Source organism: Roseibium sp. RKSG952 (genome assembly GCF_009711355.1).
In genome coordinates this window covers 1-21,923 of sequence record NZ_SMMF01000948.1, presented here as the reverse complement: position 1 = coordinate 21,923, position 21,923 = coordinate 1, and the positions used below count along the sequence as shown (strand labels likewise).

Sequence of the window (21,923 nt, the reverse complement as noted above, 5' to 3'; positions counted from 1 at the left end):
TCATGGAAGTCAGGGTCTCGACACTTTCCAATGGCATGACGGTCGTGACCGATCGCATGCCGCATCTGAAAACCGCAGCGCTCGGCGTTTGGGTCCGCACCGGCTCCCGTTCGGAGAATCCGCACCAGAACGGGATTACCCATTTGCTCGAGCATATGGCCTTCAAGGGAACGGCCACACGCACAGCCCGTCAGATTGCCGAGGAAATCGAAGCGGTCGGTGGCGAGCTCAACGCGTCGACGAGCATCGAGCACACCAATTACTATGTACGCGTTCTGGCCGAAGATGTTCCGCTGGCGGTGGAGCTTCTTGCGGATATTCTGCAGAATTCGACCTTTGACCCCACCGAGTTGAAGCGGGAGCAGCATGTCATCCTGCAGGAAATCGGCGCGGCGCATGACAGCCCGGAAGATCAGGCTTTCGATCTGTTTCAGGAAACCGCTTGGCCCGGGCAGCCGATCGGACGCCCGATCCTCGGAACGCCGGAAACAGTGCAGGGCTTTTCGTCCGAGGCCCTGAACGGTTATCTGACGGACCGCTACCGCGGACCGGAGATGGTGCTGGCGGCAGCCGGTCTTGTGGACCATGATGCCCTTGTAGAGCTTGCAGAGCGTCAGTTCAACGCGATCAATCCGGAGCCGGCGGCATCCGATTGTGATGCGCGGTATCACGGCGGCGAAAACCGCCTGGTCAAGGATCTCATGGAAGCGCAAATCCTGATCGGGTTTGAAGGGCGGCCCTACAAGTCTCCGGATTACTATGCGATCCAGATTTTGGCGTCCGTGCTCGGTGGGGGCATGTCGTCGAGGCTGTTCCAGGAAATCCGGGAAAAGCACGGCCTTTGTTATGCGATCTACAGTTTTCATTGGGCCTTTTCCGACACCGGGCTGTTCGGGTTGCATGCGGCAACCAGCGAAGAGGATATCCCCGCCCTGATGCCGGTTATTCTGGATGAACTGGTTGCGGCCGGCAGCACGATCCGCGACGAGGAAGTGGCCCGCTCGCGGGCCCAGATCCGGGCGGGCCTCATGATGGCTCTTGAAAGCCCGACTGCGCGTGCCGGGCAGATTGCCAGACAGATCCTTGTTCACGGCCGGGTCTTGCCGATGGATGAAGTGGCTGCCAAGATCGATGCGGTGACCGCTGCAGATATCCGGCGCGTTGCAAACGAGACATTCCTTGGAACAACGCCGACATTGACGACTGTCGGTCCCGTTGGTCAGGTCATGTCTGCCGATGCAATCGCGTCATTCTTGCGGACACCGCAATTGCGAACAGCTGCGATGTAATCATTGAGGGATCCGGGGGTACATGTCGCTACTGCGCTCATCGATCGTGCCTGAAACCGAGCACCGCCTCGAAGGGCAGGGTATTTACCTCCGGTATCCCACAATGAATGATTTCAAGGCATGGTCGGAGCTGCGGACGGAAAGCCGCAGATTTCTCAAGCCCTGGGAACCCTTGTGGCCGAAGGACGATCTGACAAAGGCAGGGTTCCGGCGCCGGTTGCGCCGGTATGCCCGCGACCGGCGGGATGGCAAGTGCCATCCCTTTCTCCTGTTTCAGGCCGGGACGGATGACTTGCTCGGCGGGCTGACCCTGTCGAATGTCCGCAGGGGCGTTTCGCAATCGGTGACGCTGGGCTACTGGATGGGGGCCGACAAGGCTGGCAAGGGGTTCATGTCGTCGGCCGTTTCGCTGGTGCAGCCGTTTTGCTTTGACGTTCTGGGACTGCACCGGATCGAGGCCGCCTGCCTTCCTCACAATGGCCCGTCCCTGCGCCTTCTTGAAAAAGCCGGATTCACGCGCGAAGGGTACGCGCGGAACTATTTGCTGATAAACGGTTATTGGCAGGATCACCTGTTGCTGGCATGTCTGGCGGAGGATTATGCTGCCAAGATAAAACCGGGGCCGGCGTCAGTCGGGGGCACTCTGAAAGAATTCTTGTGACACGCCGGTCAAGCCGGCGATGCGTCGGGACATGTTGAAATTGAAACTGCCACTCTTGCGCGGCCTTTTTGCGCGCCTGTCTGCAGCAATGATGCTGCTGCTTGTGTTTGCATGCGCCAATGCGGCGCAGGCTCTTGAACCGATACCGGTGCCGTTGGATGTCGAGGCGCTGGATTTGACCGGCGCCGTCGACCTTCATATCGAAGCCGGGCCGCGTCTGCAGGTCTCCACTGCGCCGGGGCCGGACGGGATCGTCCGGCGCATCGAAGTCCCTGCCAAGGATCCTGAAAACGCCAACTGGGCGGTGTTTGCGCTTGCAAACACAAGCGATGAGCAGATTGACCGTTTGCTGGTTGCGCCGTTTTTCAAGCTGGCCGGGTCAAGTATCTTCTGGCCGGATCTGGGCGGGTCGAGGATCGAAGCGATAACACCAAGCCAGGGGATTGCGCCGGTACGCCAGAAAAGCCTTGAAGCGGATGTGTTCCTGATCACTCTGGACCCGGGCGCCGTGGTGACCTTCGTTGCCGAGCTCAACTCACCCGAATTGCCGCAATTGAGGCTTTGGGAGCCGGATGTCTACAAGGAAACGGTAAACGCCTATTCGCTCTATCGCGGGATTATTCTGGGCATCTCCGGATTGCTGGCAGTTTTTCTGACAATCCTGTTTGTGGTCAAGGGAACGGTGATGTTCCCCGCAACAGCCGCCCTTGCCTGGGCGGTGCTTGCCTATCTGTGTATCGATTTCGGTTTCTGGGGGCTGGTCTTCAATCTGAGCCCGGGCGAGGATCAGCTTTACAGGGCAAGCGCGGAGGTGCTGCTGGCGGCAAGCCTGATCGTCTTCCTCTATGCCTACCTCAATCTCAACCGCTGGAACATCCACTATTCGCACCTTGCCCTGACCACGCTCATCCTTCTGCTCGGTCTTCTGGGGGTCGCCGTCTGGGATCCGTCCATTGCGGCCGGGGTTGCCCGCGTGTCGCTGGTCGGAATTGCAGCGCTCGGCTTCGTGACAATCCTCATTCTGGCCTTCAAGGGTTATGACCGGGCCATCATGCTGATCCCGACCTGGGTGCTGCTGATTGCATGGGTGATCGGTGCCTCGATGACGATCACCGGATCCCTGGCCAATGATATTGTGCAGCCCGCGCTTGGCGGGGGGCTCGTTCTGATCGTGCTTCTGATCGGTTTCACCGTCATGCAGCATGCCTTTGCCGGCGGGGCGATTGCACAGGGGCTGATATCGGATGTCGAGCGCCGGGCGCTGGCACTCACCGGGGCCGGGGACATTATCTGGGACTGGGATGTGGACCGGGACCGGATATTCACCGGCCATGAAGTCGAGGACCTGCTCAACCTGCAGCACGGGACGCTCGACGGTCCGGCGCGCGACTGGCTCGAGGTCTTGCATCCTCAGGATCGGGACCGCTTTCGCGCAACTCTTGACGCGGTTATCGATCAACGGCGCGGCAAGATCTCGCAAACTTTCCGGCTACGGGCCGAGGACGGGCATTTCCGCTGGTTCCTTTTGCGGGCCCGTCCGATCATCGGTGCTGATGCCGAGGTCATCCGCTGTGTCGGGACATTGCTCGACGTGACCGAGGAACGGACAGCGGAGGAACGCCTGCTCCATGATGCGGTTCACGACAATCTGACCGGACTGCCGAGCCGCGAACTGTTCATGGACCGGCTGCGTGCCGCGCTTGCCCAGGCGAAGGCCGACGGGGCGACAAAGCCGACCGTCTTGTTGCTGAACCTTGACCGGTTCAAGCAGGTCAATGACAGTATCGGATTGTCTGCCGGTGACAGCATTCTTCTGACCGTCGCCCGGCGCCTCGGACGTCTCATTGCAGAACAGGACGCCCTGTCCCGGGTCAGCGGCGATCAGTTTGGTCTGGTGCTGCTTTCGGAACAGGCGCCGGACCGGATCGTGGCCCTGGCCGACAGCCTGCGGAAAGCTGTACGGGCGCCAATCACTTTCGGCGATCGGGAGATATTCCTGACCTGCTCGGTCGGCATCGCACTCTACGAGACCGAAAAGCAGGCTGGTGAGGATCTGGTCGGAAATGCCGAAATCGCACTGAACCATGCCAAGCGCCTCGGCGGCGACAGGCAGGAGGTGTTCCGGCCCATCCTCCGGCCGCTTGGAAAGAACATTCTCGATCTGGAAAGCGATCTCAGGGACGCGATCCGCAAGGAAACGCTGGGTGTTGTCTTCCAGCCGATCGTCCGCCTTGAAGATCACACCATCGCAGGGTTCGAGGTTCTGGCCCGCTGGAACCACTCCAAGCGTGGCAAGATCACGCCGGCGGAGTTCATTCCGATTGCCGAGCAAACGGGCCTCATCAACGATTTGGGCCTCTACATGCTGGACAAGGGCGCCAATCAGCTGGCGTTCTGGCAACGGGAAATCAAGACCGAAGCACCGCTGTTCGTATCGATCAACATCTCGTCGCGGCAGCTCTTGAAGCATGACCTGATCAACGACGTGAAAGCAATCTTGTCCCGAACGTCGCTTGAACCGGGAACCTTGAAGCTGGAACTGACCGAGTCTCTTGTCATGTCGAACCCGGAGTATTCCGCGAAAGTTCTCGAGCGGCTGCGCAGTCTTGGAGCGGGTTTGTCGCTGGATGACTTCGGAACCGGGCACTCCTCGCTGGCTTATCTACAGCGGTTCCCGTTCGATACGATCAAGATCGACAAGGCGTTTGTTAAGGCAAATGACAAGGCTTCGCGTCCGGTGCTTCTGAGGTCGATCGCCGCGATGGGCCGGGATCTGGGCATGTCGGTGGTTGCCGAAGGGGCAGAAAACGAAGCGGACGCGCAGGAACTGTTCCAGCTTGGCTGCGAGTTTGGGCAAGGTTTCTATTTTGGCGAGCCGATGACAGCCGATGAAGCCAGCAAGATGCTCCGGAAAAAGGTGTCTGAACGCAATACGGCAGCCTGAAGGGACGGGTGCGCTTCGTCCCCTTGCCAGTGTCAGGGGACGATGATCCGGAGGTGATGAGACGCCGGTTCGATCGTGACCGGGGTGCTTCCAAAAGGGTCGCCGTCGATCTGGACGGCGGCCGGTTCGTGAGACATGAAAGTTGCCTGTTGGAAGCTCATCAACCTGACGCCCCGGGCGCGGTGAACCCGGCCCATCAGCAGGGCAAGGCCAAACCGCAAGGCTGACAGGGGATTGTCCTTTTCCAGCACGAGCAACTGCAAGCCGCTGCGCGTGACGGATGCGTTTGGCGCGACCTCGAACGGGCCGCCATAGAGCCGGCCGTTGGTGGCAACGGCCAATTTGCAGGTCAGGGACTTGCCGTCGACCGAAAGGGAGAGATCCGAGGAGCGCCGGGAGAAGCCGATCCGGATGGCGGTCAACACATAGGCCAGTTTTCCAAACCGGCGCTTCAGGGCAAGGGGCAGGGCATGGACCACCTCGGCGTCGAAACCGGATGAGGCCATCAGCACAAACGGGTGTCCATTGGCGAGCCCGGCGTGGAGCGGAACGGTGTGTCCTCCCAGGATCGCGTTCGCAATTCCCTCTGCCGTTCTTGGAAGCCGCAGCTCGAGTGCCAGAACATTGGCGGTGCCCGATGGGATGACCGCGATGTCGGGCGGGTTCGTGTGCGATTGCAATCCGGCGAGCGCTTCGTTGATCGAGCCGTCTCCGCCCGCAATCACGAGTGTACCTGCATCGAAAGCCGGATCCGCGCAAAGCTCGCCGATTTCGCCAGCATGCGTTGTCATATGAAGCCGGACAGTTTTCCCGCTGCTTGCGAGACGGCGGCGCACCTCTTCGAGCAATGCCGGGCGGTATCCGCCCGATGTCGGATTGGCCATGATCAGGATCTGTTCAGAGGGGCTGCCCTGGCTGGCAAGCCCGGTCTGTTCTAAAGGGTCATCGCTTTCAAGCAGCGCCCTCAAGGCAGATCCTCCATCTGGTGACCACCATTCTTGTAAGGCTCCATGCCCTGCCGCGCGAGTTCATCGGCGCGTTCGTTTTCCGGGTGGCCTGCGTGTCCCTTGACCCAGTGCCAGCTCACATCGTGACGCTGGCGGGCGGCGTCCAGCGCCTGCCAGAGATCGGCGTTCTTGACCGGCGACTTGCTGGCGGTCTTCCAGTTGCGCCGTTTCCAGCCCTCCAGCCACTCGGTGATCCCGGACCGGACATAGGTGCTGTCTGTATAAAGGTCTACGGCACAGGCCCGTTTAAGAGCGGTGAGGGCTTCAATAGCTGCCGTCAATTCCATGCGGTTGTTGGTTGTTTCGGGTGCGCCTCCGGACAGCTCCTTTTCATGCTCTCCGAAGCGCAGGATCGCGCCCCAGCCACCTGGTCCTGGATTTCCCGAACAGGCACCGTCCGTATAGATTGTTACCCGGTTTTCGCTGGTCATTGTGCCAATCCATAAGCTGTCGCGGTTTTGACGTCCTGGTGAAAGCGCAGTTTCTTCAGGTACTCGACCGGGTCTTTCGGCGTTACCAGGGCGCCTTCCGGAACGCTGAGCCAGTCGTAGAGACGCGTGAGCAAAAACCGCAAGGCGGCTCCGCGGGCCAGCAAGGGCAGGGCGTCGAATTCGTCCGGGGTCAGTGGCCGGACACTGTTATAGCCATTCAGCAATGCCCTTGCCTTGGTGACATTGAACGAGAGATCGCTCTCGAAGCACCATGCATTGAGGCAGATCGCGATATCATACGCAAAAGCATCGGTGCAGGCGAAATAAAAGTCGATGAGGCCCGACAGCTTGTCATTCAGGAAGAAGACGTTGTCCGGAAACAGATCCGCGTGGATCACGCCGACCGGCAATGCGTCCGGCCAGTTGCGCTCGATCGTGTCGAGTTCGCGTTCGATGATAGCGGCCAAACCCGGATGGACCGTGTCGGCCTTGCCATTGCACTTTTCGAAAAGCGGACGCCAGCCAGCAACCGACAGGCTGTTGGCCCTGCTCATGCCGAAGTCCTGACCGGCGAGATGAAACTCGGCCATGGCCTGGCCGAGCGCACTGCAATGGTGGGTAGCCGGCCGGCGCACCCACATGCCGTCAAGAAAGCTGATGATGGCCGCAGGCCGGCCCGCAAGCGTGCTTAGAATGTCTCCCTGCCGGTTTTCGACCGGGACGGGGCAGTTCAGTCCCCGGGCTGCGAGATGGCGCATGAGTCCCAGGAAAAAGGGCAGGTCCTGCGGGTCGACGCGCTTCTCGTAAAGCGTGAGGATGAAATATCCCTGTTCCGTATGAACAAGGAAATTGCTGTTTTCGACGCCTTCCGCGATGCCCTTGAAGGACATCAGCCGGCCAATCGCGTAGGTGTCGATGAAGGAGGACAGCTCCTCATCGGTAACATCCGTGTAAACTGCCATGTGACTATCCGGCTGCCGGCTTTGCTTGTGCACCGAAGTCGCGCAGCTCCCGCGGCAGGTTGAAAACGATGGTTTCTTCAGCGGTTCGAACACTCTCTACCGCAACGTCGAATCGCTCGGCAAAGGCTGCGATGATTTCTTCGATCAGCGTTTCCGGGGCCGAGGCGCCCGCGGTCAACCCGAGAGTGCGGATGTTCTCGAACTTGGACCAGTCGATATCGCTGGCGCGCTGGACAAGGTCTGAAACCCGGCAGCCTTCCCGTTCGGCCACTTCGCGCAGCCGCTGCGAGTTCGAGGAGTTGGGCGCGCCGACCACGATCATGGCGTCAGCCTTTGGAGCAACCGCCTTGACGGCTTCCTGCCGGTTGGTGGTCGCATAGCAGATGTCTTCCTTGTGCGGGGCGACAATATCCGGGAACCTGTCGCGCAGTGCCGCGACAATTCCCGCCGTGTCGTCGACCGACAAGGTGGTCTGGGTGATGAACGCGAGCTGGCGGCCGGTTTTCGGCTGGAACGTGCGGGCGTCCTCTTCCGTTTCGATCAGGGTGACGCTGCCTTCTGTAAGCTGGCCCATGGTGCCGATCACTTCCGGGTGCCCGGCATGGCCGATCAGCAGGATTTCCCGGTCACGGCGGTGATGGATCTCTGCTTCCTTGTGCACCTTGGAGACAAGCGGGCAGGTGGCGTCGAGATAAAACATGTTCCGCGAACGTGCGTCATCGGGCACCGATTTCGGCACACCATGCGCGGAAAAAATCACCGGACGATCGATGTCTGCGGCCGGGATCTCTTCCAGCTCCTCGACGAAAACCGCGCCTTTTGCCTTGAGACCATCGACCACAAACCGGTTGTGCACGATCTCGTGGCGGACATAGACCGGGCTGCCGTATTTCTCGAGCGCGAGCTCGACGATCTGGATGGCCCGGTCAACACCGGCGCAGAAGCCGCGCGGCGCGCATAACAGCACGGTGAGTGGCGGTTTTTCGGTCTGGTCGCTGGTCATCTGCATCCTGTCCGTTGTCATGGGACCGCAATAACCGGCACAGCCCCCCTTCTGTCAAGGAGCAACTCCGCGAGTGTATGTCTCACTCTCGCCAACTTTAACAGCACCTGCTATGAAGCTGCGCTCTAAGGCGATGATATTTGGGTGATTATATGATGCTACGTCGCGAATCCGCGCAAGGTTCACAGGCCGGCCGCAAGGCCATGATCGCCGTTGCTGCGGCCGGAACATTGGCTCTCATGGGATGCAGCACAGGCGCGTCGGTGGCGGACAAGGTCATCTCGGGCGGACGGGGACCCATCGAAGTCTCACCTGATGCCTTTGCGACGCCGGTTTATTGTCCGCCGCTCCAGTTGCAGGCGAACTCCTATCTCATCATGAAGTACCAGCGGGGCCGCGAAGACCAGCCGGAAGGGCTGCTCTACCAGGCGACGTTGAGCGACTGGGCCCGGTCCTGCACGCGGGAAGGCAATGGCCAGACCAGAATCAAGCTTGGTCTGTCCGGCAGCGTCACCCCGGGTCCGGCCTGGAAGGGCGGGGAAGTCGTTCTTCCGCTCGAGGTCGCCGTTCGCGACAACAATCCGGATGACAAGCCGCTGATCGACAGGAAGATTTCCGTGCCCGTGACCCTTGGCGAAGGGGCCCCTGCCGAAAACTGGACCCTGGTCGAGGACAGTTTTGTCGTGCCGCGTGATCAGCAGATGAAAGTGGTGTTCGGCTTTGAGGCGGACCGCCGCCGCCGGTAAAAATTGTCCCCACCCGAGCCGGAGACCATGCCGGTTATTGACAAGGGTGCGTCGGCAGGAAACAATTGCGCATCCGTCCGGGTCGTTCCCGGAGGGGTGGCATGCCGGATCGGGATCACCTGATCAGGCAACCAATGTGATCGCGGGAGAGGCCGGGTGAAAAGATCCCGGCGCCGAAGGAGCAACCGCCCCGGAAACTCTCAGGCAAAAGGACCGCGGCGCTACAACGCTCTGGAAAGCAGTTTTTCCCGCATGCCGGGAAATGGCTCACCGAAGGAGTAACCGTTTGCCGGTCGCAGGCGGGAAATCTCTCAGGTACTCGGACAGAGGGGGCGCAGACGGAGCAATCCGTGTGCTGCGCAACCCTTCAGCCGAGGAGCCTTCATGGCGAGCCTGGATGCCGCGAGCGATCTGAAACAAACCCCTCTTTACGACCTCCATGTCGAGCTGGGTGCCAGGATGGTACCCTTCGCAGGCTACGCAATGCCCGTGCAGTACAAGGCCGGGATCATGACCGAACACCTGCACACGCGCTCAAGGGCCGGGCTGTTCGATGTCTCCCACATGGGGCAGGCCTTTTTGATCGGGCCGGACCATGAAACCACGGCGAAAGCGCTGGAGGCGCTGACCCCGTCGAATTTCGTCGAGCTTGGTCTGGGACGGCAGCGCTACACTGTCCTTCTGAACGATGAAGGCGGGATTATCGACGACCTCATGGTCACCCGCTCGGTTTCGCCCGAAGACGATGGCCGGTTGATGCTGGTGGTCAATGCGGCCCGCAAGGAGGTCGACTATGCTCACTTTCGCGCCAAACTCCCGGTAAATGTCCGGTTGGAGGTGGTCCAGGACCGTGCACTGATTGCCGTCCAGGGACCGGAGGCCGTGGCTGCCGTGGCAGCGCATGCGCCAAAGGCGGCTGAGCTCGGGTTCATGTGTGCCGCCTCCATGGAGTTCGACGGCATTGACTGCCATGTCGCGCGTGCCGGTTACACAGGCGAGGACGGCGTTGAAATGTCGGTTCCGGCAGGTGCTGCGGAGGCGATTGCCCGTGCCCTGCTGGCTGACGACCGGGTCGCGCCCGTCGGACTGGGCGCCCGGGACAGCCTGCGGCTTGAGGCCGGGCTTTGCCTATATGGCCATGACATCGACGAGACGACCTCGCCGGTGGAAGGGGCAATTACCTTTTGCATGCAAAAGCGCCGCCGCGAGGAGGGCGGTTTTCCCGGCGCCGAGCGCATTCAGGCCGAGTTGAAGAGCGGCCCGGGCCGGGTTCGCGTCGGGCTGCGGCTTGAAGGCAAGGCTCCGGCTCGCGAAGGTGCTGGTATCCGTCTTGAAGATGGAACGCCGATTGGCACCGTGACGTCGGGCGGCTTTGCGCCGAGCGTCAAGGCCCCGATCGCCATGGGATATGTGGCCGCCGGTCACGCAGCCCCCGGCACGAGACTGAACTTGATCGTCCGCGGCCGGGAGCTTCCCGCTGTGGTTTCCGAAATGCCGTTCGTTCCGAACAACTATTTCCGCAAGAACAAATCCTGACATTTCCAGAGACGAGACTGAACATGACGACTTACTATTCCAAGGATCACGAGTGGATTGCCGTTGACGGTGACATCGCAACGGTCGGCATCACCAACTACGCGCAAGAGCAGCTGGGCGATGTGGTCTATGTCGAACTTCCCGAAGTGGGCAAGACGGTTGCACAGGGCGACGAGGCGGCTGTGGTCGAATCGGTCAAGGCGGCCAGCGAAGTCTATGCGCCGATCGACGGCGAAGTCACCGAAGCCAATGACGGGCTCGCCGACGAACCGGCCAAGGTCAACGAAGACCCGGAAGGCGGCGCATGGTTCATCAAGCTGAAGATCGGCAATTCCGGTCAGCTCAACGAGCTCATGGATGAAGCGGCCTACAAGGCCTATGTGGAGACGCTTTGAGCATGGCTCGGCATATCTATACGGCCGAGATCAGCTGGACCTGCTCGGGCGACTTTGCCACAAATGCCTATTCGCGCGGTCACAGCTGGCGCTTTGACGGCGGTGTAGAGGTTCCGGCCTCCGCATCGCCGGTGGTGGTGCCGTTGCCCCATTCGGTTGCGGAAGCCGTCGACCCGGAAGAAGCGTTTGTTGCAGCCATTTCCTCCTGCCACATGCTCTGGTTCCTGGATCTTGCGCGTCAGAACGGTCTGAACATCGAGGCCTACGAGGACAAGGCGGAAGGCGTGATGGCACGGGTTGCCCCGCGCAAGATGGCCGTGACCGAGGTGACGCTGAAGCCGGTCCTGACCATCCGCGCGGCGGAAGCGCCTTTGCCGGAACTGATCGAAGACATTCATGAAAAGGCGCATGAGCTTTGCTTCATCGCCAATTCCGTCAAGAGCGAGATCAAGGTGGAGCCGCAGCCGGTTCGCCTGATCGCTCCGTAACCTGAAGGGAGCCGCACACATGCGCTACCTACCATTGAGCGAAACCGATCGCGCCGACATGCTGATGCGTGTCGGGGTGCCGTCCGTTGATTCGCTGTTTGCCGACATTCCCGAAAAGGCCCGGTTGAACGGCCTGCTGGATCTGCCGGAGCGTGCCGGTGAAATGCAGGTCGAGCGGCAGCTTTCGGCCATGGCGGCCAGGAATGTTGCCGCCGGATCCGTCCCGTTCTTCGTCGGTGCCGGTGCCTACAAGCATCACGTGCCTGCAACGGTCGACCACCTAATCCAGCGTTCCGAGTTTCTCACCTCCTACACACCGTATCAGCCGGAAATCACCCAGGGCACCTTGCAATACCTGTTCGAGTTCCAGACTCAGGTGGCGCAATTGACGGCAATGGATGTGGCCAACGCCTCCATGTATGACGGCTCGACCGGAACGGCGGAAGCCGTGCTGATGGCCCACCGTGTGACCCGGCGCAAGAAAGCGGTGCTTTCCGGCGGTCTTCACCCGCAATACCGGGATGTGGTCGAAAGCCTCACGGAAATGGCCGAGGACGAGGTGGCGAGCCTGCCGGCCGACCCGATGGGCACAGAAGACATCCTGTCGCAAATCGACGACGAAACCTCCTGTGTCGTCGTGCAATCGCCGTCCTTCTATGGCCAGCTGATCGATCTGAAACCGATTGCCAAAAAGGCCCATGAAAAGGGCGCGCTGCTGATTGCGGTCTTCACCGAAGTCGTCTCCCTCGGGCTGATCGAGCCACCGGGAGCGCAAGGGGCCGATATCGTGGTCGGCGAGGGCCAGTCCATCGGCAACGGCCTCAATTTCGGCGGGCCTTATGTCGGCCTGTTTGCAACCCGTCAGAAATATATCCGCCAGATGCCCGGACGTCTTTGCGGCGAAACGGTTGACGCAGAGGGCAAGCGCGGGTTCGTCCTGACCCTGTCGACCCGTGAGCAGCACATCCGCCGCGACAAGGCGACCTCCAACATCTGCACCAATTCGGGCCTGTGCTGTCTCGCCTTCACGATCCACATGTCCCTGCTCGGGGAAGCTGGATTGACGAGACTGGCGCGGATCAACCATGGCAACGCGGTGAAGCTGAAGAAGCTCCTGAGTGAACTGCCGGGCGTGGACGTCCTGAACAGCGCCTACTTCAACGAGTTTACGGTCAGACTGCCGAAATCGGCCGATGGCGTTGTTGAGGCTCTTGCTCAAAAAGGCGTTCTCGGCGGTGTTCCGGTCTCGCGTCTGGAGCCCGGCAAAAAGGACCTTGAAAATCTGCTGGTTGTCGCCGCGACCGAGGTCAACACGGACGAAGACCGCGCAGCCTTCGCTGCGGCGCTGAAGGAGGTGCTGGCATGAGCATGAACACGCAAGGCCGTCCGACCGCTCCGGGCGAATCGGAAACCGGCTTCCGGCCGAAAACCTTTACTGGCAACCGGGCGCTCGACATGGAAGAGCCGCTGATCTTCGAGATTGGCGGTCTGGACACAACCGGCGTTGATCTGGATGAGCCGGATGACTTCAAGGCAGAGCTTGGAGGCCATCAGCGCCGTGCGCCGATTGATCTGCCCGGGCTTGCCGAACCGGAAGCCATGCGCCATTACGTCCGCCTGTCGCGCAACAATTATGCGATTGACAGCGGCCTTTATCCGCTCGGTTCCTGCACCATGAAGCACAACCCGCGGCTCAATGAAAAAATGGCGCGGCTGCCGGGTTTTGGCGACATCCATCCCTTGCAGCCGGTGTCGACCGTGCCTGGCGCTCTGGAGCTGATCAGCGATCTGGCTCACTGGCTGATGACAATGACCGGAACCAAGGCCGTTGCCATGAGCCCCAAGGCGGGCGCCCATGGCGAGCTGTGCGGCATGATGGCGATCAAGGCGGCCCATGAGGCGGCCGGACGGGATCCCAAAATCGTGCTGGTGCCGGAAAGTGCCCATGGCACCAACCCGGCAACGGCCGCCTTGCTCGGCTACAAGGTCGTTGCCATCGGCGCCAAGGACGACGGCACCGTTGATCTTGAGGCGTTGAAGCAGACCATTGAAAAGCATCAGGGCAACATTGCCGGGATCATGCTGACCAATCCCAACACCTGCGGATTGTTTGAGCGCGATATCATAGAGATTGCCGAATTGATCCACGCGGCAGATGCCTATTTCTACTGCGATGGCGCCAATTTCAACGCGATTGTCGGCAAGGCGCGTCCGGGTGACCTCGGCGTCGATGCGATGCATATCAACCTGCACAAGACCTTCTCGACACCCCATGGCGGCGGCGGGCCGGGCTCCGGACCGGTGGTCCTGTCGGATCGGCTGGCCCCGTTTGCGCCCTTGCCCTTCATCCGCAAGGGGGAGGGCGGCCTTGAGCTGGCGGAAACCGGATCCGATCTGGTGGATGGCGAAAGGCCGTTTGGCCGCATGACCGCGTTTCATGGCCAGATGGGCATGTATGTGCGGGCAATGGCCTACATGCTGAGCCACGGGGCGGACGGTTTGAAACAGGCATCCGAGGATGCGGTTCTGAATGCGAACTATGTGCGTGTGGGTCTGCAGGACCTGATGAGCCTGCCCTATGGCGAGCGGCCTTGCATGCATGAAGTCCTCTTCGACGACAGCTTCCTGAAGGACACCGGCGTGACGACGCTCGATTTCGCCAAGGCGATGATCGACGAAGGCTACCACCCGATGACCATGTACTTCCCGCTGGTGGTTCACGGCGCAATGCTGATCGAGCCGACGGAATCGGAAAGCCGGGCATCGCTCGATCTGTTCATTGCAACCATGCGGGATTTGGTGATGAGCGCGCAACGCGGCGAGACGGACCGTTTCTCCGGAGCGCCCTACCTCGCGCCGCGCCGCCGTCTTGACGAGACCGCTGCTGCCCGCAAGCCGGTTCTGAAGTGGACAGCGCCGGAACCGGCCGAAATCACCCCAGTCGCTGCCGAATAGGCGGCTTGCCGAAACACGAAAATGAAAAGCCCGGCGGCCTGCCGGGCTTTTTCGTGTGAATTGCCCGGCAGTCCGGTGAGCGTGCCTTGAAAGAAGTGATTGCACTTAAAAAGTGTATTATATTTAATGATATCAACAATAAATTGTATTTATTGCAATTCTGCCTATATGAGTGTGTGTCCGAAGGGAACTGCGTCAATTTCAAGTTAAGGAGAGGTGTCATGGCAGAGGTCTCAAGAAATGTCATTTACACATTGGGTCTTGATCAAGCATATGGTGCGGATGGATTTGCTCCGTTCACGCATGTGATCGCCGGATTTCTCATGTTCGATGTGAATGAGCAACAACAACTGGTCGTCAATGGGAGTCCTGAATTCACCAATTTCACCGGAACCTCAGGTTTGATCAGCAGTTTGCGTCAGATGGGAATCAAGGTGATGTTCTCGGTTGGAGGGCAAACAGCCACCACCAGTGGTTGGCAAGCGGCAGCTGCGGATGTCAATGCTGCGGCCAAGGCACTTGTTGACTATGCGGAGCACTGGCAGCTTGATGGCTTCGACATTGACTGGGAAGACTATATCAACGGGCCGCAATATGATTGCGTTGCGTTCCTGTCCGGGATCTCGAGTGCCTTGAAGGCATTGCGGCCGGCCTATCTTGTGTCCCACGCGCCTCAGGCTCCCTATCTCTATCCTGGGTGGTCCGATTTCAAGGACGGGCTTTATCAAGGCGTCATGGCAAAGGCGGGAAACAACATCGACTGGCTTAATATCCAGTACTACAACAACCCTTGGTATGTCGGACAGGGAGCGGCCGAGCAGCAGCAGAAAGTGGCCGGTTTCTCGGGGACGCCTGTGTTCCCTTCCAGCATTGTTGGGCTCGTGGATGGTTCCGGCAATCCGGAGGGCTATAAATTGCCGCCTGAGAAACTTGTTCTCGGCCATCCGACTACACAGGCAAATGACGAGGTCAGTCCTCAGCAGCAAGACACCGCCTATTTGCCCGCGCAGACCGTTGCCGATGATCTTGTAACCCCGCTTGTCTCGAAATACGGGACCAGCTTCGGGGGCGTCATGGGGTGGCAATACTGGGCAGCCTACAGCAGCGATCAGGCCGAAACGGCTTGGGGGGACACCATGGCAAAGGCGCTCGGATTGAAGGTTCCGGCCTGACCGGAGCGGGGACGTCAGTGAGAAGTCACTTGTTGCGGTGCCCGGCGTGGTTATTTGGCTGCCTGCATGACCGGATCTGATGCTTTTGGCAACCACCTGCGAGCAATCGTTTTGACGGGCAGCTCGAAAAGCGGCTGAGGGCCAGCAGTCCGCATGTATATGAGTGTGGCCAACCCGGATCGCACCAGTGCCTGTCTGCGATGAGCTAGGGGCTTGTCAAAAGGCTGCACCGTCGCCCGCTCCGGCCCCTTGCGCTTCCGGAAGTCATCCGTGTCCTCGTGCGGGGGATCCATTGATGTCGAAGCAGCTGCTGAATGCATCCATTGATCCGAGGTAAGCCGCCGGTAGCAGCCGGGCCAACCCGCTGAATATGTGAAGTCGACAACCCCGGCGATTGTGCCGGGGTTTTTGTTTGACAATTAGAATGTCATTATGACAATATAATTGTCAATATGGAGATACGTTTGAACAAGACGAGAGAACTATACGAGATTATCCGGTTGATTCGGCCGGCCCACCGGCGGCTGGCGCGGGCAGTTGAGGCGAATCTCCGGGAAACCGGCGTCTCTGTCGGGATGCGTGCGGTGATGGAGGTGCTCGAGGAAGCCGGGCCGTTGACCGTTCCGGACATTGCGCGAAACCTGTTTCTGGCGCGTCAGCAAATCCAGTTGCTGATCAACGATCTGGAACAGATGGCGCTGGTCGAACGGCAGCCGAACCCGGCGCACAAGCGCTCTCCCCTGTTCACCCTGACGTCTTCGGGGCAGGACAGCTTCGGTGAGATCCGGGCCCGCGAAAATGACGATATGGATGCGGTCTGCGATCTGTTTACGAGCGAAGAGCTGCAGTCCACCCAAAGGGTTCTGTGCGCCATGCTCGATCATTTTGCCGAATTCGAGGACGACCCGGACCGCCCGAGAAAACTCGAATAACCGGAAGTATCAGGAGGAAAACATGATCTGGTGGATCGTTGGATTGTCGGTTCTTGCATGTGTGGCCGCTGCTCTTGGTTATTGCGCTTGCGTCTTCCGCCGGCTCGAGACGCCGACAAAAGGGAAGCTGATCAACAGCCAGGAGAGGGGTGCACGCGCACTTCTTGTGATTGATGTTCAGGAGGATTTTACCCGAAATAACGGCAAGCGGGCTTTTGATCCGGAGATGCGGGACACGGCGCTCGACATCATGCGCCTTGAAATTGCCCAAGCGCGGGCAAGTGGCGACGAGGTGATTTTCATCAAGAACATCTTCCGGGACCGCCCGGTCATCTGGGCGATGAAGCTCGCCGCCGATGGCATTGGAACCCCGGGGCGGGAAGGTCTGCGGATCGACCGGAGTCTCGACACGGCAGAGGCGCGGGTCTTTGAAAAGGCGGTCGGGGATACCTTTTCCAACACCGCATTTGAAACCTATCTGACAGAGCGGAACATCGGACATCTCAGGCTTGTCGGGCTTGATGCGTGTTATTGCGTCCAGTTGACAGCCAAGGGGGCCCTGAACCGCGGCTTCTCGGTCGAGATTGTCGAAGCGGGTTTGATCACGGGCACACCGGAAAAGTGGCCTGATATCCGCTCCGAACTGCAAGGGTTGGGTGCCCGCCTGTCTGAAAGGACACAAAAAGCCGCTTGACAACATGTTGCGTCTGGCGCAATTAGGCTGTCATGAGCAAGAACTCCGCAGCCTCCTTCGCGTATTTTTATTACGTCACCGACATATCGGCGGCTGCGTAGGATCTTGTCTTTCTCCTAGACCTCTCAAAAGCCGCCGCGTCAGGCGGCTTTTTGGTTTCAAGGGCTCCTGGCGGGAAAACCGGGAAGCTCAACATGACACTTCACATGATCGAAGCCGGGAAGCCGGAAACCAAACTCAAATCCGAGGCGCTGCAGGTGCTTCTGGAGCGCGGTCTCGTGCATCAATGCACGGATCTTGAGGCGCTGGACAAGACGCTGAGCGAAGGCCCGGTCACCGCCTATGCCGGTTTCGATGCGACCGCCGGCAGCCTTCATGTCGGGCATCTGATGCCGTTGATGACCCTGCGCTGGCTGCAGCGTCTCGGGCACCGGCCGATCGTGGTGCTCGGGGGCGGAACCTCCCAGGTGGGCGATCCGAGCTTCCGCAATGAAACACGCCCGCTTCTGGAACAGCGCCAGATCGCGGCCAATATCGCCGGCATCCGGCGCTCGGTTGAGAGGCTGGTCGACATGAGCGGTCCGGACGGTGCGCTACTGGTCGACAATGCCGAGTGGCTGAACGAGTTCAAATTCCTGGAATTCCTGCGCGACTACGGATCGCAATTCACGGTCAACCGGATGATGTCCTTTGACAGCGTGCGGTCGCGGCTGGACGCGCATGTGCCGCTGACCGTTCTGGAGTTCTGCTACATGATGCTGCAGGCGGTCGATTTTCTGGAACTCGCCCGCCGTCATGACTGCAGTCTTCAGATCGGCGGTTCCGACCAGTGGGGCAACATCGTCAACGGGGTCGAGCTGGGCCGCAAGGGGGACGGGCGTCAGCTCTTCGGGCTGACCGTGCCGCTTCTGACAACCGCAAGCGGGTCGAAGATGGGCAAGACGTCAGCCGGTGCCGTGTGGCTGCACCCGGAGCAATTGTCGCCCTTCGGTTTCTGGCAATTCTGGCGCAACACGGCCGACGCGGATGTGCCGCGGTTCTTGCGCCTGTTTACGGAATTGCCGATCAACGAGGTCAACCGTCTGTCCGCCCTTGAGGGCTCGGAACTGAATGAGGCCAAGAAAATTCTGGCGACCCAGGTCACCAGCATCGTGCACGGCCCGGAAGATGCGCGCGTCGCGCTGGAGCAGGGGGACGCCCTCTTCTCCGGTTCCGAAGACCTTGCCGAACCGACGCACCATATGGGCCTCAACCGGCTCGCCAACGGTCTCGGGTTGCTTGAGGTGATCGTCGCCACCGGATTTGCGATCAGCAATGGCGAGGCCCGGCGCCTGGTGGAAGCCGGTGGGGTCCGCCTCAATGGCCAGATTGTCGACGACCCGCGCCGCCAGATCGCCAGCGGCGACCTCAGGGCCAGGGACCGCCTGGCGCTTGCAGTCGGCAAGCGGCGCAAGGCGCTGGTCGCGTTTGAGTAACCGGGTCAAGAGGATGGCGTGGCCCGCCCCGCCATCTTCTCGTTTCAGGACAATATTCAGATGAAGCTCATGATCATTGAGCGGACGAAAAGGGATTGTTCAGCCGGAGTTTCGAACATCGTTTCCGGGAAATACTGAATATTCGTCTTAATTGTCATCGTATGCGAACGGCCTTTGGGGGCCAGATTGATGGCAATTGATTGCGGCAGCTGACCAAGTTGCATCAGTTGGCCGAGCAGGCCTGGAAAATAGTTTTCATAGAAACCTTCGGTTTGGTCCCGAACCAGAAGCGCATGACCCGTATGGGTATCGGTTGCACCTGCATTGGACGCATCCACGACTCCCATCGGTTGGTAATAATTGTTTGTAATATGCTGATCACCGCCGAAAAACGTACCTTTCAGTGCCCCTTCATTCACATAGACGACGGAATTGTTCAGGTTGTTGGCTCGAGTGTTGTTGTGGGTTGCAATTTGGTTTGTTGTTCGCGTTTGCCCTTGCAAATTGGCGATTGCGGTGGAAATACCGGTCGCTGTTGTGCCCAACTGGCGGAAAACGATATTGTTGTTGCCCGTTTCGTTGTTGTTGAAAGTCTGTGTTCGGTCCCAACGTCCCGTGTATATCCCGACAATTCGGGATGCGCTGCGGAACGCGGCAAACCCGTCCCGGTGTAGCGGGCGCAGCCTGATGAAGGAGCCGGTGCTATCCATGTAATACGTACTTGGAATGCGCGTCCGGTCGATCGTAAGCGTGTTCATGTCGACAGTTGCGCTCCCAAACAGACGATTGACGGGGCTGATGGTGGCAATTGGCATCGCAGTTGGCATTTTGTCGGTCCTTTCCAGCGCTAAGATAGTCGGGGCCGTTATCGGCTGGGGCATTTTTGCTTTAGCGGGAATGGTCTGTTGTCAGGGGTGGCCCAATCAGCAAAACCTCAAGCACAGAGACGGCCATTCACACGTCCTGCGGGCCCAGAAAACTAGCCTTTCCCGGAGGACGCTTGGCCGGACAATTCGTGACACAACTTTTAGGTAAAAGAAAACCCCGTAGCTCTTAAGGGTGAGCCCGGGGCAAAAAGGGGCGCGGGGAGCGCGAGGCCATCCTGCTTATGCGTGCAGGCGGGATCTGATTTCCTGACGGAAACTGTCAATCGGCTTGCGGGACCGGCCCGCCTGAACATGCCAGAAGGTCCAGCCGTTGCAGGACTGCTGGCCTTGCACCAAGGCACCGACCTTGTGGATCGAACCGGTGTGGTCGCCTGATTTCAAAGACCCGTCGGCCCGCACAATGGCGACATGCTTGCCACGTGAACAGGTCAGGCGGGTTCCGGGTTCGAGCATGCCGGTTTCCAGAAGCGAGCCGAAGGGAATGCGTTTCTCGGCGCGCTTCCCCTTTTGCATTTCGAGGCTTGCAGCTTTCCCCGGCTCGATTGCAGCAATTCGCTGTGTGGCCGCGTTGATATAAGCCTGTTCGCGCTCGACCCCGACGAAATTTCGTCCCAGCTTGCGGGCGACCGCGCCGGTCGTGCCGGTACCAAAGAACGGATCCAGGACCACGTCGCCCGGTTTCGAGGAGGCCGTCAGCACCCGGTAAAGCAGCGCTTCGGGCTTTTGTGTCGGGTGGACCTTTTCGCCTTCCTCCGATTTCAACCGCTCGGAACCCGTGCACAGCGGCAGGTGCCAGTCGGAACGCATTTGCAGGTCGTCATTGAAGGTTTTCAGGGCGTCATAATTGAAGGTTGGTTTCGCGTTCCGGGACTTGGTTGCCCAGATGATCGTCTCATGGGCATTGGTGAACCGTTTGCCGCGAAAGTTCGGCATCGGGTTCGACTTCAGCCAGATGATGTCGTTCATGATCCAGAAGCCGAGATCCTGCAGGATCGCGCCGACGCGGAAAATATTGTGATAGGACCCGATCACATAAAGCGACCCGTCCGGTTTCATCACCCGCCGGACCGCCAGCAGCCAGGCCCTTGTGAAGGCGTCATAGGCGTCGAAACTGGCGAACTGGTCCCAGTGATCGTCACAGGCATCGACCTTGGAGTGGTCCGGCCGCAGCAGGTCCCCGCCAAGTTGCAGATTATAGGGCGGATCGGCAAACACGAGGTCGACCGATTGGGACGGCAGTTTTTCAAGAGCGGCCACGCAGTCGCCCTTGATGATCGTGTTCAGCCAGTCCGGCTGCGCATCAAACTCTGTCTGGGGGAGGGGTGCCGCAGCGGACACCCCAGTACGCAGTACACTCATTGCGACGCAATACCTCACGCAATTTCCACGGTCATGGTTACCGGGTTTGGTAAATCAGCCGTTAAATACGTAACGGAAATATTTGTATAGAATCAATGTTTTGTTTACGTTGGTAAATATTTTACAATAAGTTAATGCGTTGATCAGGCCGGAAGCGACGGAATTCTGCTGATTTCGCTCCTTGCGTGGCCGGAAACTGCTGGCCATTCGTTAAGGATGGCCTGAATCTGTTTCTGGTTTTTTTGCTCGCACGAGCTTCTGAGCAAGGGGTTTGCCAGTCGCCGGTGTTCGCCGCCTATCGGATATGGCCGTTTTCAATCCGGGGTGAATTCAAGCGCGAAGTGCAAGACAGTGTAAGCTTCTCAATCCCTTATGGCGAACCGAATGCAGCCGCTGCCTTGTTGCATTTCGCGGCTGACTCCACCGTGCCATTCCGCTCAGTGGCTTTCGATGCGCGTCCGGCGCTCGAACCGGCGCAACAGCAGGGAGAGTGAAATGGTCATCACCAGATAGAGCAGGGCAACCACGTTGTAGGTCTCGAAAAAGCGGAACGAACCGGAGGCGTAGACCTTGCCGAGCTGGGTGATGTCGGCCACGCCGAGAACGGAAACGAGAGAACTGTCCTTGATCATGGCGATGAAATCATTTCCAAGGGGCGGCAATATGGTCCGTAGTGCCTGCGGAAAGATGATCAGCCGGAAGCGCAGCCAGGGTCCCATGCCGAGTGCTTCCGCAGCCTCGATCTGTCCCTTGTCGACCGCCTGAATGCCTGCCCTGAACACTTCCGCGATAAAGGCGGAATAGCCGATCATCAAGGCGAGGATGGCCCGCCAGATCAAGGGGAAGTCGCGGGTGCGGATCGGGTCCAGTCCAAGCGCGTCCAGAACGGCATTGACGGCTGCGACAAGCATCGGGGTGCCGACAAAGGCGATGTAAAGCAGAAGGACGAGGATCGGCATGACCTGCCCCCACAATCTCGGACCATTC

Annotated in this window: 20 protein-coding genes and 1 riboswitch; of the genes, 13 read left to right on the top strand and 7 right to left on the bottom strand. The window is 59.6% G+C overall.

Features of this window, described 5'->3' with window-relative positions; genetic code table 11:
• Positions 1-2 precede the first annotated feature (2 nt).
• From E1297_RS31680 to E1297_RS31670, 3 genes are all read left to right on the top strand, one after another.
• Entirely contained in the window at positions 3-1,289 is a 1,287-nt protein-coding gene (locus tag E1297_RS31680) for a pitrilysin family protein (RefSeq protein WP_155145093.1), read from the top strand.
• A 22-nt stretch (positions 1,290-1,311) separates the two neighbouring features.
• On the top strand, positions 1,312-1,950 hold the full coding sequence (locus E1297_RS31675) for a GNAT family N-acetyltransferase (protein ID WP_155145091.1): 639 nt from the start codon (positions 1,312-1,314) through the stop codon (positions 1,948-1,950).
• An 88-nt stretch (positions 1,951-2,038) separates the two neighbouring features.
• The gene (locus E1297_RS31670; RefSeq protein ID WP_209016126.1) at positions 2,039-4,894 is read left to right on the top strand and encodes an EAL domain-containing protein; all 2,856 of its coding nucleotides are present in this window, start codon (positions 2,039-2,041) and stop codon (positions 4,892-4,894) included.
• A 32-nt stretch (positions 4,895-4,926) separates the two neighbouring features.
• Here E1297_RS31670 and E1297_RS31665 read toward each other — a convergent pair whose 3' ends face one another.
• From E1297_RS31665 to ispH, 4 genes are read right to left on the bottom strand one after another with little or no spacing between them, the layout of a single operon-like run.
• Positions 4,927-5,862: a diacylglycerol kinase family protein gene (locus E1297_RS31665; RefSeq protein WP_209016115.1), complete on the bottom strand. Its 936-nt coding sequence runs from the start codon at positions 5,860-5,862 to the stop codon at positions 4,927-4,929.
• On the bottom strand, positions 5,859-6,332 hold the full coding sequence (gene rnhA, locus E1297_RS31660; RefSeq protein WP_155145087.1) for a ribonuclease HI: 474 nt from the start codon (positions 6,330-6,332) through the stop codon (positions 5,859-5,861). Before rnhA ends, E1297_RS31665 begins: the two co-directional genes overlap by 4 nt.
• Entirely contained in the window at positions 6,329-7,294 is a 966-nt protein-coding gene (locus E1297_RS31655; RefSeq protein WP_155145086.1) for a homoserine kinase, read from the bottom strand. Before E1297_RS31655 ends, rnhA begins: the two co-directional genes overlap by 4 nt.
• 4 nt (positions 7,295-7,298) lie before the next feature.
• Positions 7,299-8,297: a 4-hydroxy-3-methylbut-2-enyl diphosphate reductase gene (ispH, locus tag E1297_RS31650; RefSeq protein WP_196223451.1), complete on the bottom strand. Its 999-nt coding sequence runs from the start codon at positions 8,295-8,297 to the stop codon at positions 7,299-7,301.
• 155 nt (positions 8,298-8,452) lie between these two features.
• Here ispH and E1297_RS31645 point away from each other — a divergent pair, with 155 nt between their 5' ends.
• The 10 genes from E1297_RS31645 to tyrS all read left to right on the top strand — a co-directional run bounded on the left by E1297_RS31645 (position 8,453) and on the right by tyrS (position 18,690).
• Positions 8,453-9,043: a hypothetical protein gene (locus E1297_RS31645; RefSeq protein ID WP_209016114.1), complete on the top strand. Its 591-nt coding sequence runs from the start codon at positions 8,453-8,455 to the stop codon at positions 9,041-9,043.
• Positions 9,044-9,176: 133 nt separating this feature from the next.
• A riboswitch (glycine riboswitch) is annotated at positions 9,177-9,269 on the top strand.
• A gap of 158 nt (positions 9,270-9,427) precedes the next feature.
• Positions 9,428-10,579: a glycine cleavage system aminomethyltransferase GcvT gene (gene gcvT, locus E1297_RS31640; protein WP_155145082.1), complete on the top strand. Its 1,152-nt coding sequence runs from the start codon at positions 9,428-9,430 to the stop codon at positions 10,577-10,579.
• Positions 10,580-10,602: 23 nt separating this feature from the next.
• Complete coding sequence (gene gcvH, locus E1297_RS31635) at positions 10,603-10,974, top strand: glycine cleavage system protein GcvH (RefSeq protein WP_155145080.1); 372 nt, start codon at positions 10,603-10,605, stop codon at positions 10,972-10,974.
• Positions 10,975-10,976: 2 nt separating this feature from the next.
• Positions 10,977-11,462: an OsmC family protein gene (locus E1297_RS31630; protein WP_155145079.1), complete on the top strand. Its 486-nt coding sequence runs from the start codon at positions 10,977-10,979 to the stop codon at positions 11,460-11,462.
• Between the two features lie 19 nt (positions 11,463-11,481).
• Positions 11,482-12,828 carry an aminomethyl-transferring glycine dehydrogenase subunit GcvPA gene (gene gcvPA, locus E1297_RS31625; RefSeq protein ID WP_155145077.1) on the top strand — a complete coding sequence of 449 codons (1,347 nt, stop codon included), beginning with the start codon at positions 11,482-11,484 and terminating at the stop codon, positions 12,826-12,828.
• Positions 12,825-14,417, top strand: coding sequence for an aminomethyl-transferring glycine dehydrogenase subunit GcvPB (gene gcvPB, locus E1297_RS31620; RefSeq protein WP_155145075.1), 1,593 nt, complete (start codon positions 12,825-12,827; stop codon positions 14,415-14,417). Before gcvPA ends, gcvPB begins: the two co-directional genes overlap by 4 nt.
• A 221-nt stretch (positions 14,418-14,638) precedes the next feature.
• Positions 14,639-15,589, top strand: a complete 951-nt coding sequence (locus tag E1297_RS31615) for a glycosyl hydrolase family 18 protein (RefSeq protein ID WP_155145073.1) — start codon at positions 14,639-14,641, stop codon at positions 15,587-15,589.
• Between the two features lie 464 nt (positions 15,590-16,053).
• Entirely contained in the window at positions 16,054-16,521 is a 468-nt protein-coding gene (locus E1297_RS31610; protein WP_209016113.1) for a MarR family winged helix-turn-helix transcriptional regulator, read from the top strand.
• A gap of 22 nt (positions 16,522-16,543) precedes the next feature.
• On the top strand, positions 16,544-17,215 hold the full coding sequence (locus tag E1297_RS31605) for a cysteine hydrolase family protein (protein ID WP_196223450.1): 672 nt from the start codon (positions 16,544-16,546) through the stop codon (positions 17,213-17,215).
• A 194-nt stretch (positions 17,216-17,409) separates the two neighbouring features.
• On the top strand, positions 17,410-18,690 hold the full coding sequence (gene tyrS / locus E1297_RS31600) for a tyrosine--tRNA ligase (protein WP_155145067.1): 1,281 nt from the start codon (positions 17,410-17,412) through the stop codon (positions 18,688-18,690).
• Positions 18,691-18,746: 56 nt separating this feature from the next.
• Here tyrS and E1297_RS31595 read toward each other — a convergent pair whose 3' ends face one another.
• The 3 genes from E1297_RS31595 to E1297_RS31585 all read right to left on the bottom strand — a co-directional run.
• Positions 18,747-19,517 (bottom strand): hypothetical protein, encoded by a 771-nt coding sequence (locus E1297_RS31595; protein ID WP_155145065.1) that lies wholly within the window; start codon positions 19,515-19,517, stop codon positions 18,747-18,749.
• A gap of 279 nt (positions 19,518-19,796) precedes the next feature.
• Positions 19,797-20,936, bottom strand: a complete 1,140-nt coding sequence (locus E1297_RS31590; RefSeq protein ID WP_155145063.1) for a site-specific DNA-methyltransferase — start codon at positions 20,934-20,936, stop codon at positions 19,797-19,799.
• A 437-nt stretch (positions 20,937-21,373) separates the two neighbouring features.
• Positions 21,374-21,923, bottom strand: a 550-nt coding sequence (locus E1297_RS31585; RefSeq protein WP_155145061.1) for an amino acid ABC transporter permease, incomplete at its 5' end; no start/stop codon positions are given.

What these genes read in the sequence shown, in the direction of transcription:
- tyrS (WP_155145067.1), top strand. Translation starts at nt 17,410, where the DNA reads ATGACACTTCACATGATCGAAGCCGGGAAGCCGGAAACCAAACTCAAA.
- E1297_RS31655 (WP_155145086.1), bottom strand. Translation starts at nt 7,294, where the DNA reads ATGGCAGTTTACACGGATGTTACCGATGAGGAGCTGTCCTCCTTCATC.
- E1297_RS31595 (WP_155145065.1), bottom strand. Translation starts at nt 19,517, where the DNA reads ATGCCAACTGCGATGCCAATTGCCACCATCAGCCCCGTCAATCGTCTG.
- gcvPA (WP_155145077.1), top strand. Translation starts at nt 11,482, where the DNA reads ATGCGCTACCTACCATTGAGCGAAACCGATCGCGCCGACATGCTGATG.
- E1297_RS31615 (WP_155145073.1), top strand. Translation starts at nt 14,639, where the DNA reads ATGGCAGAGGTCTCAAGAAATGTCATTTACACATTGGGTCTTGATCAA.
- E1297_RS31670 (WP_209016126.1), top strand. Translation starts at nt 2,039, where the DNA reads ATGATGCTGCTGCTTGTGTTTGCATGCGCCAATGCGGCGCAGGCTCTT.
- E1297_RS31675 (WP_155145091.1), top strand. Translation starts at nt 1,312, where the DNA reads ATGTCGCTACTGCGCTCATCGATCGTGCCTGAAACCGAGCACCGCCTC.
- gcvPB (WP_155145075.1), top strand. Translation starts at nt 12,825, where the DNA reads ATGAGCATGAACACGCAAGGCCGTCCGACCGCTCCGGGCGAATCGGAA.
- E1297_RS31605 (WP_196223450.1), top strand. Translation starts at nt 16,544, where the DNA reads ATGATCTGGTGGATCGTTGGATTGTCGGTTCTTGCATGTGTGGCCGCT.
- E1297_RS31630 (WP_155145079.1), top strand. Translation starts at nt 10,977, where the DNA reads ATGGCTCGGCATATCTATACGGCCGAGATCAGCTGGACCTGCTCGGGC.
- ispH (WP_196223451.1), bottom strand. Translation starts at nt 8,297, where the DNA reads ATGACCAGCGACCAGACCGAAAAACCGCCACTCACCGTGCTGTTATGC.
- E1297_RS31590 (WP_155145063.1), bottom strand. Translation starts at nt 20,936, where the DNA reads ATGAGTGTACTGCGTACTGGGGTGTCCGCTGCGGCACCCCTCCCCCAG.
- gcvH (WP_155145080.1), top strand. Translation starts at nt 10,603, where the DNA reads ATGACGACTTACTATTCCAAGGATCACGAGTGGATTGCCGTTGACGGT.
- E1297_RS31645 (WP_209016114.1), top strand. Translation starts at nt 8,453, where the DNA reads ATGCTACGTCGCGAATCCGCGCAAGGTTCACAGGCCGGCCGCAAGGCC.
- rnhA (WP_155145087.1), bottom strand. Translation starts at nt 6,332, where the DNA reads ATGACCAGCGAAAACCGGGTAACAATCTATACGGACGGTGCCTGTTCG.
- gcvT (WP_155145082.1), top strand. Translation starts at nt 9,428, where the DNA reads ATGGCGAGCCTGGATGCCGCGAGCGATCTGAAACAAACCCCTCTTTAC.
- E1297_RS31680 (WP_155145093.1), top strand. Translation starts at nt 3, where the DNA reads ATGGAAGTCAGGGTCTCGACACTTTCCAATGGCATGACGGTCGTGACC.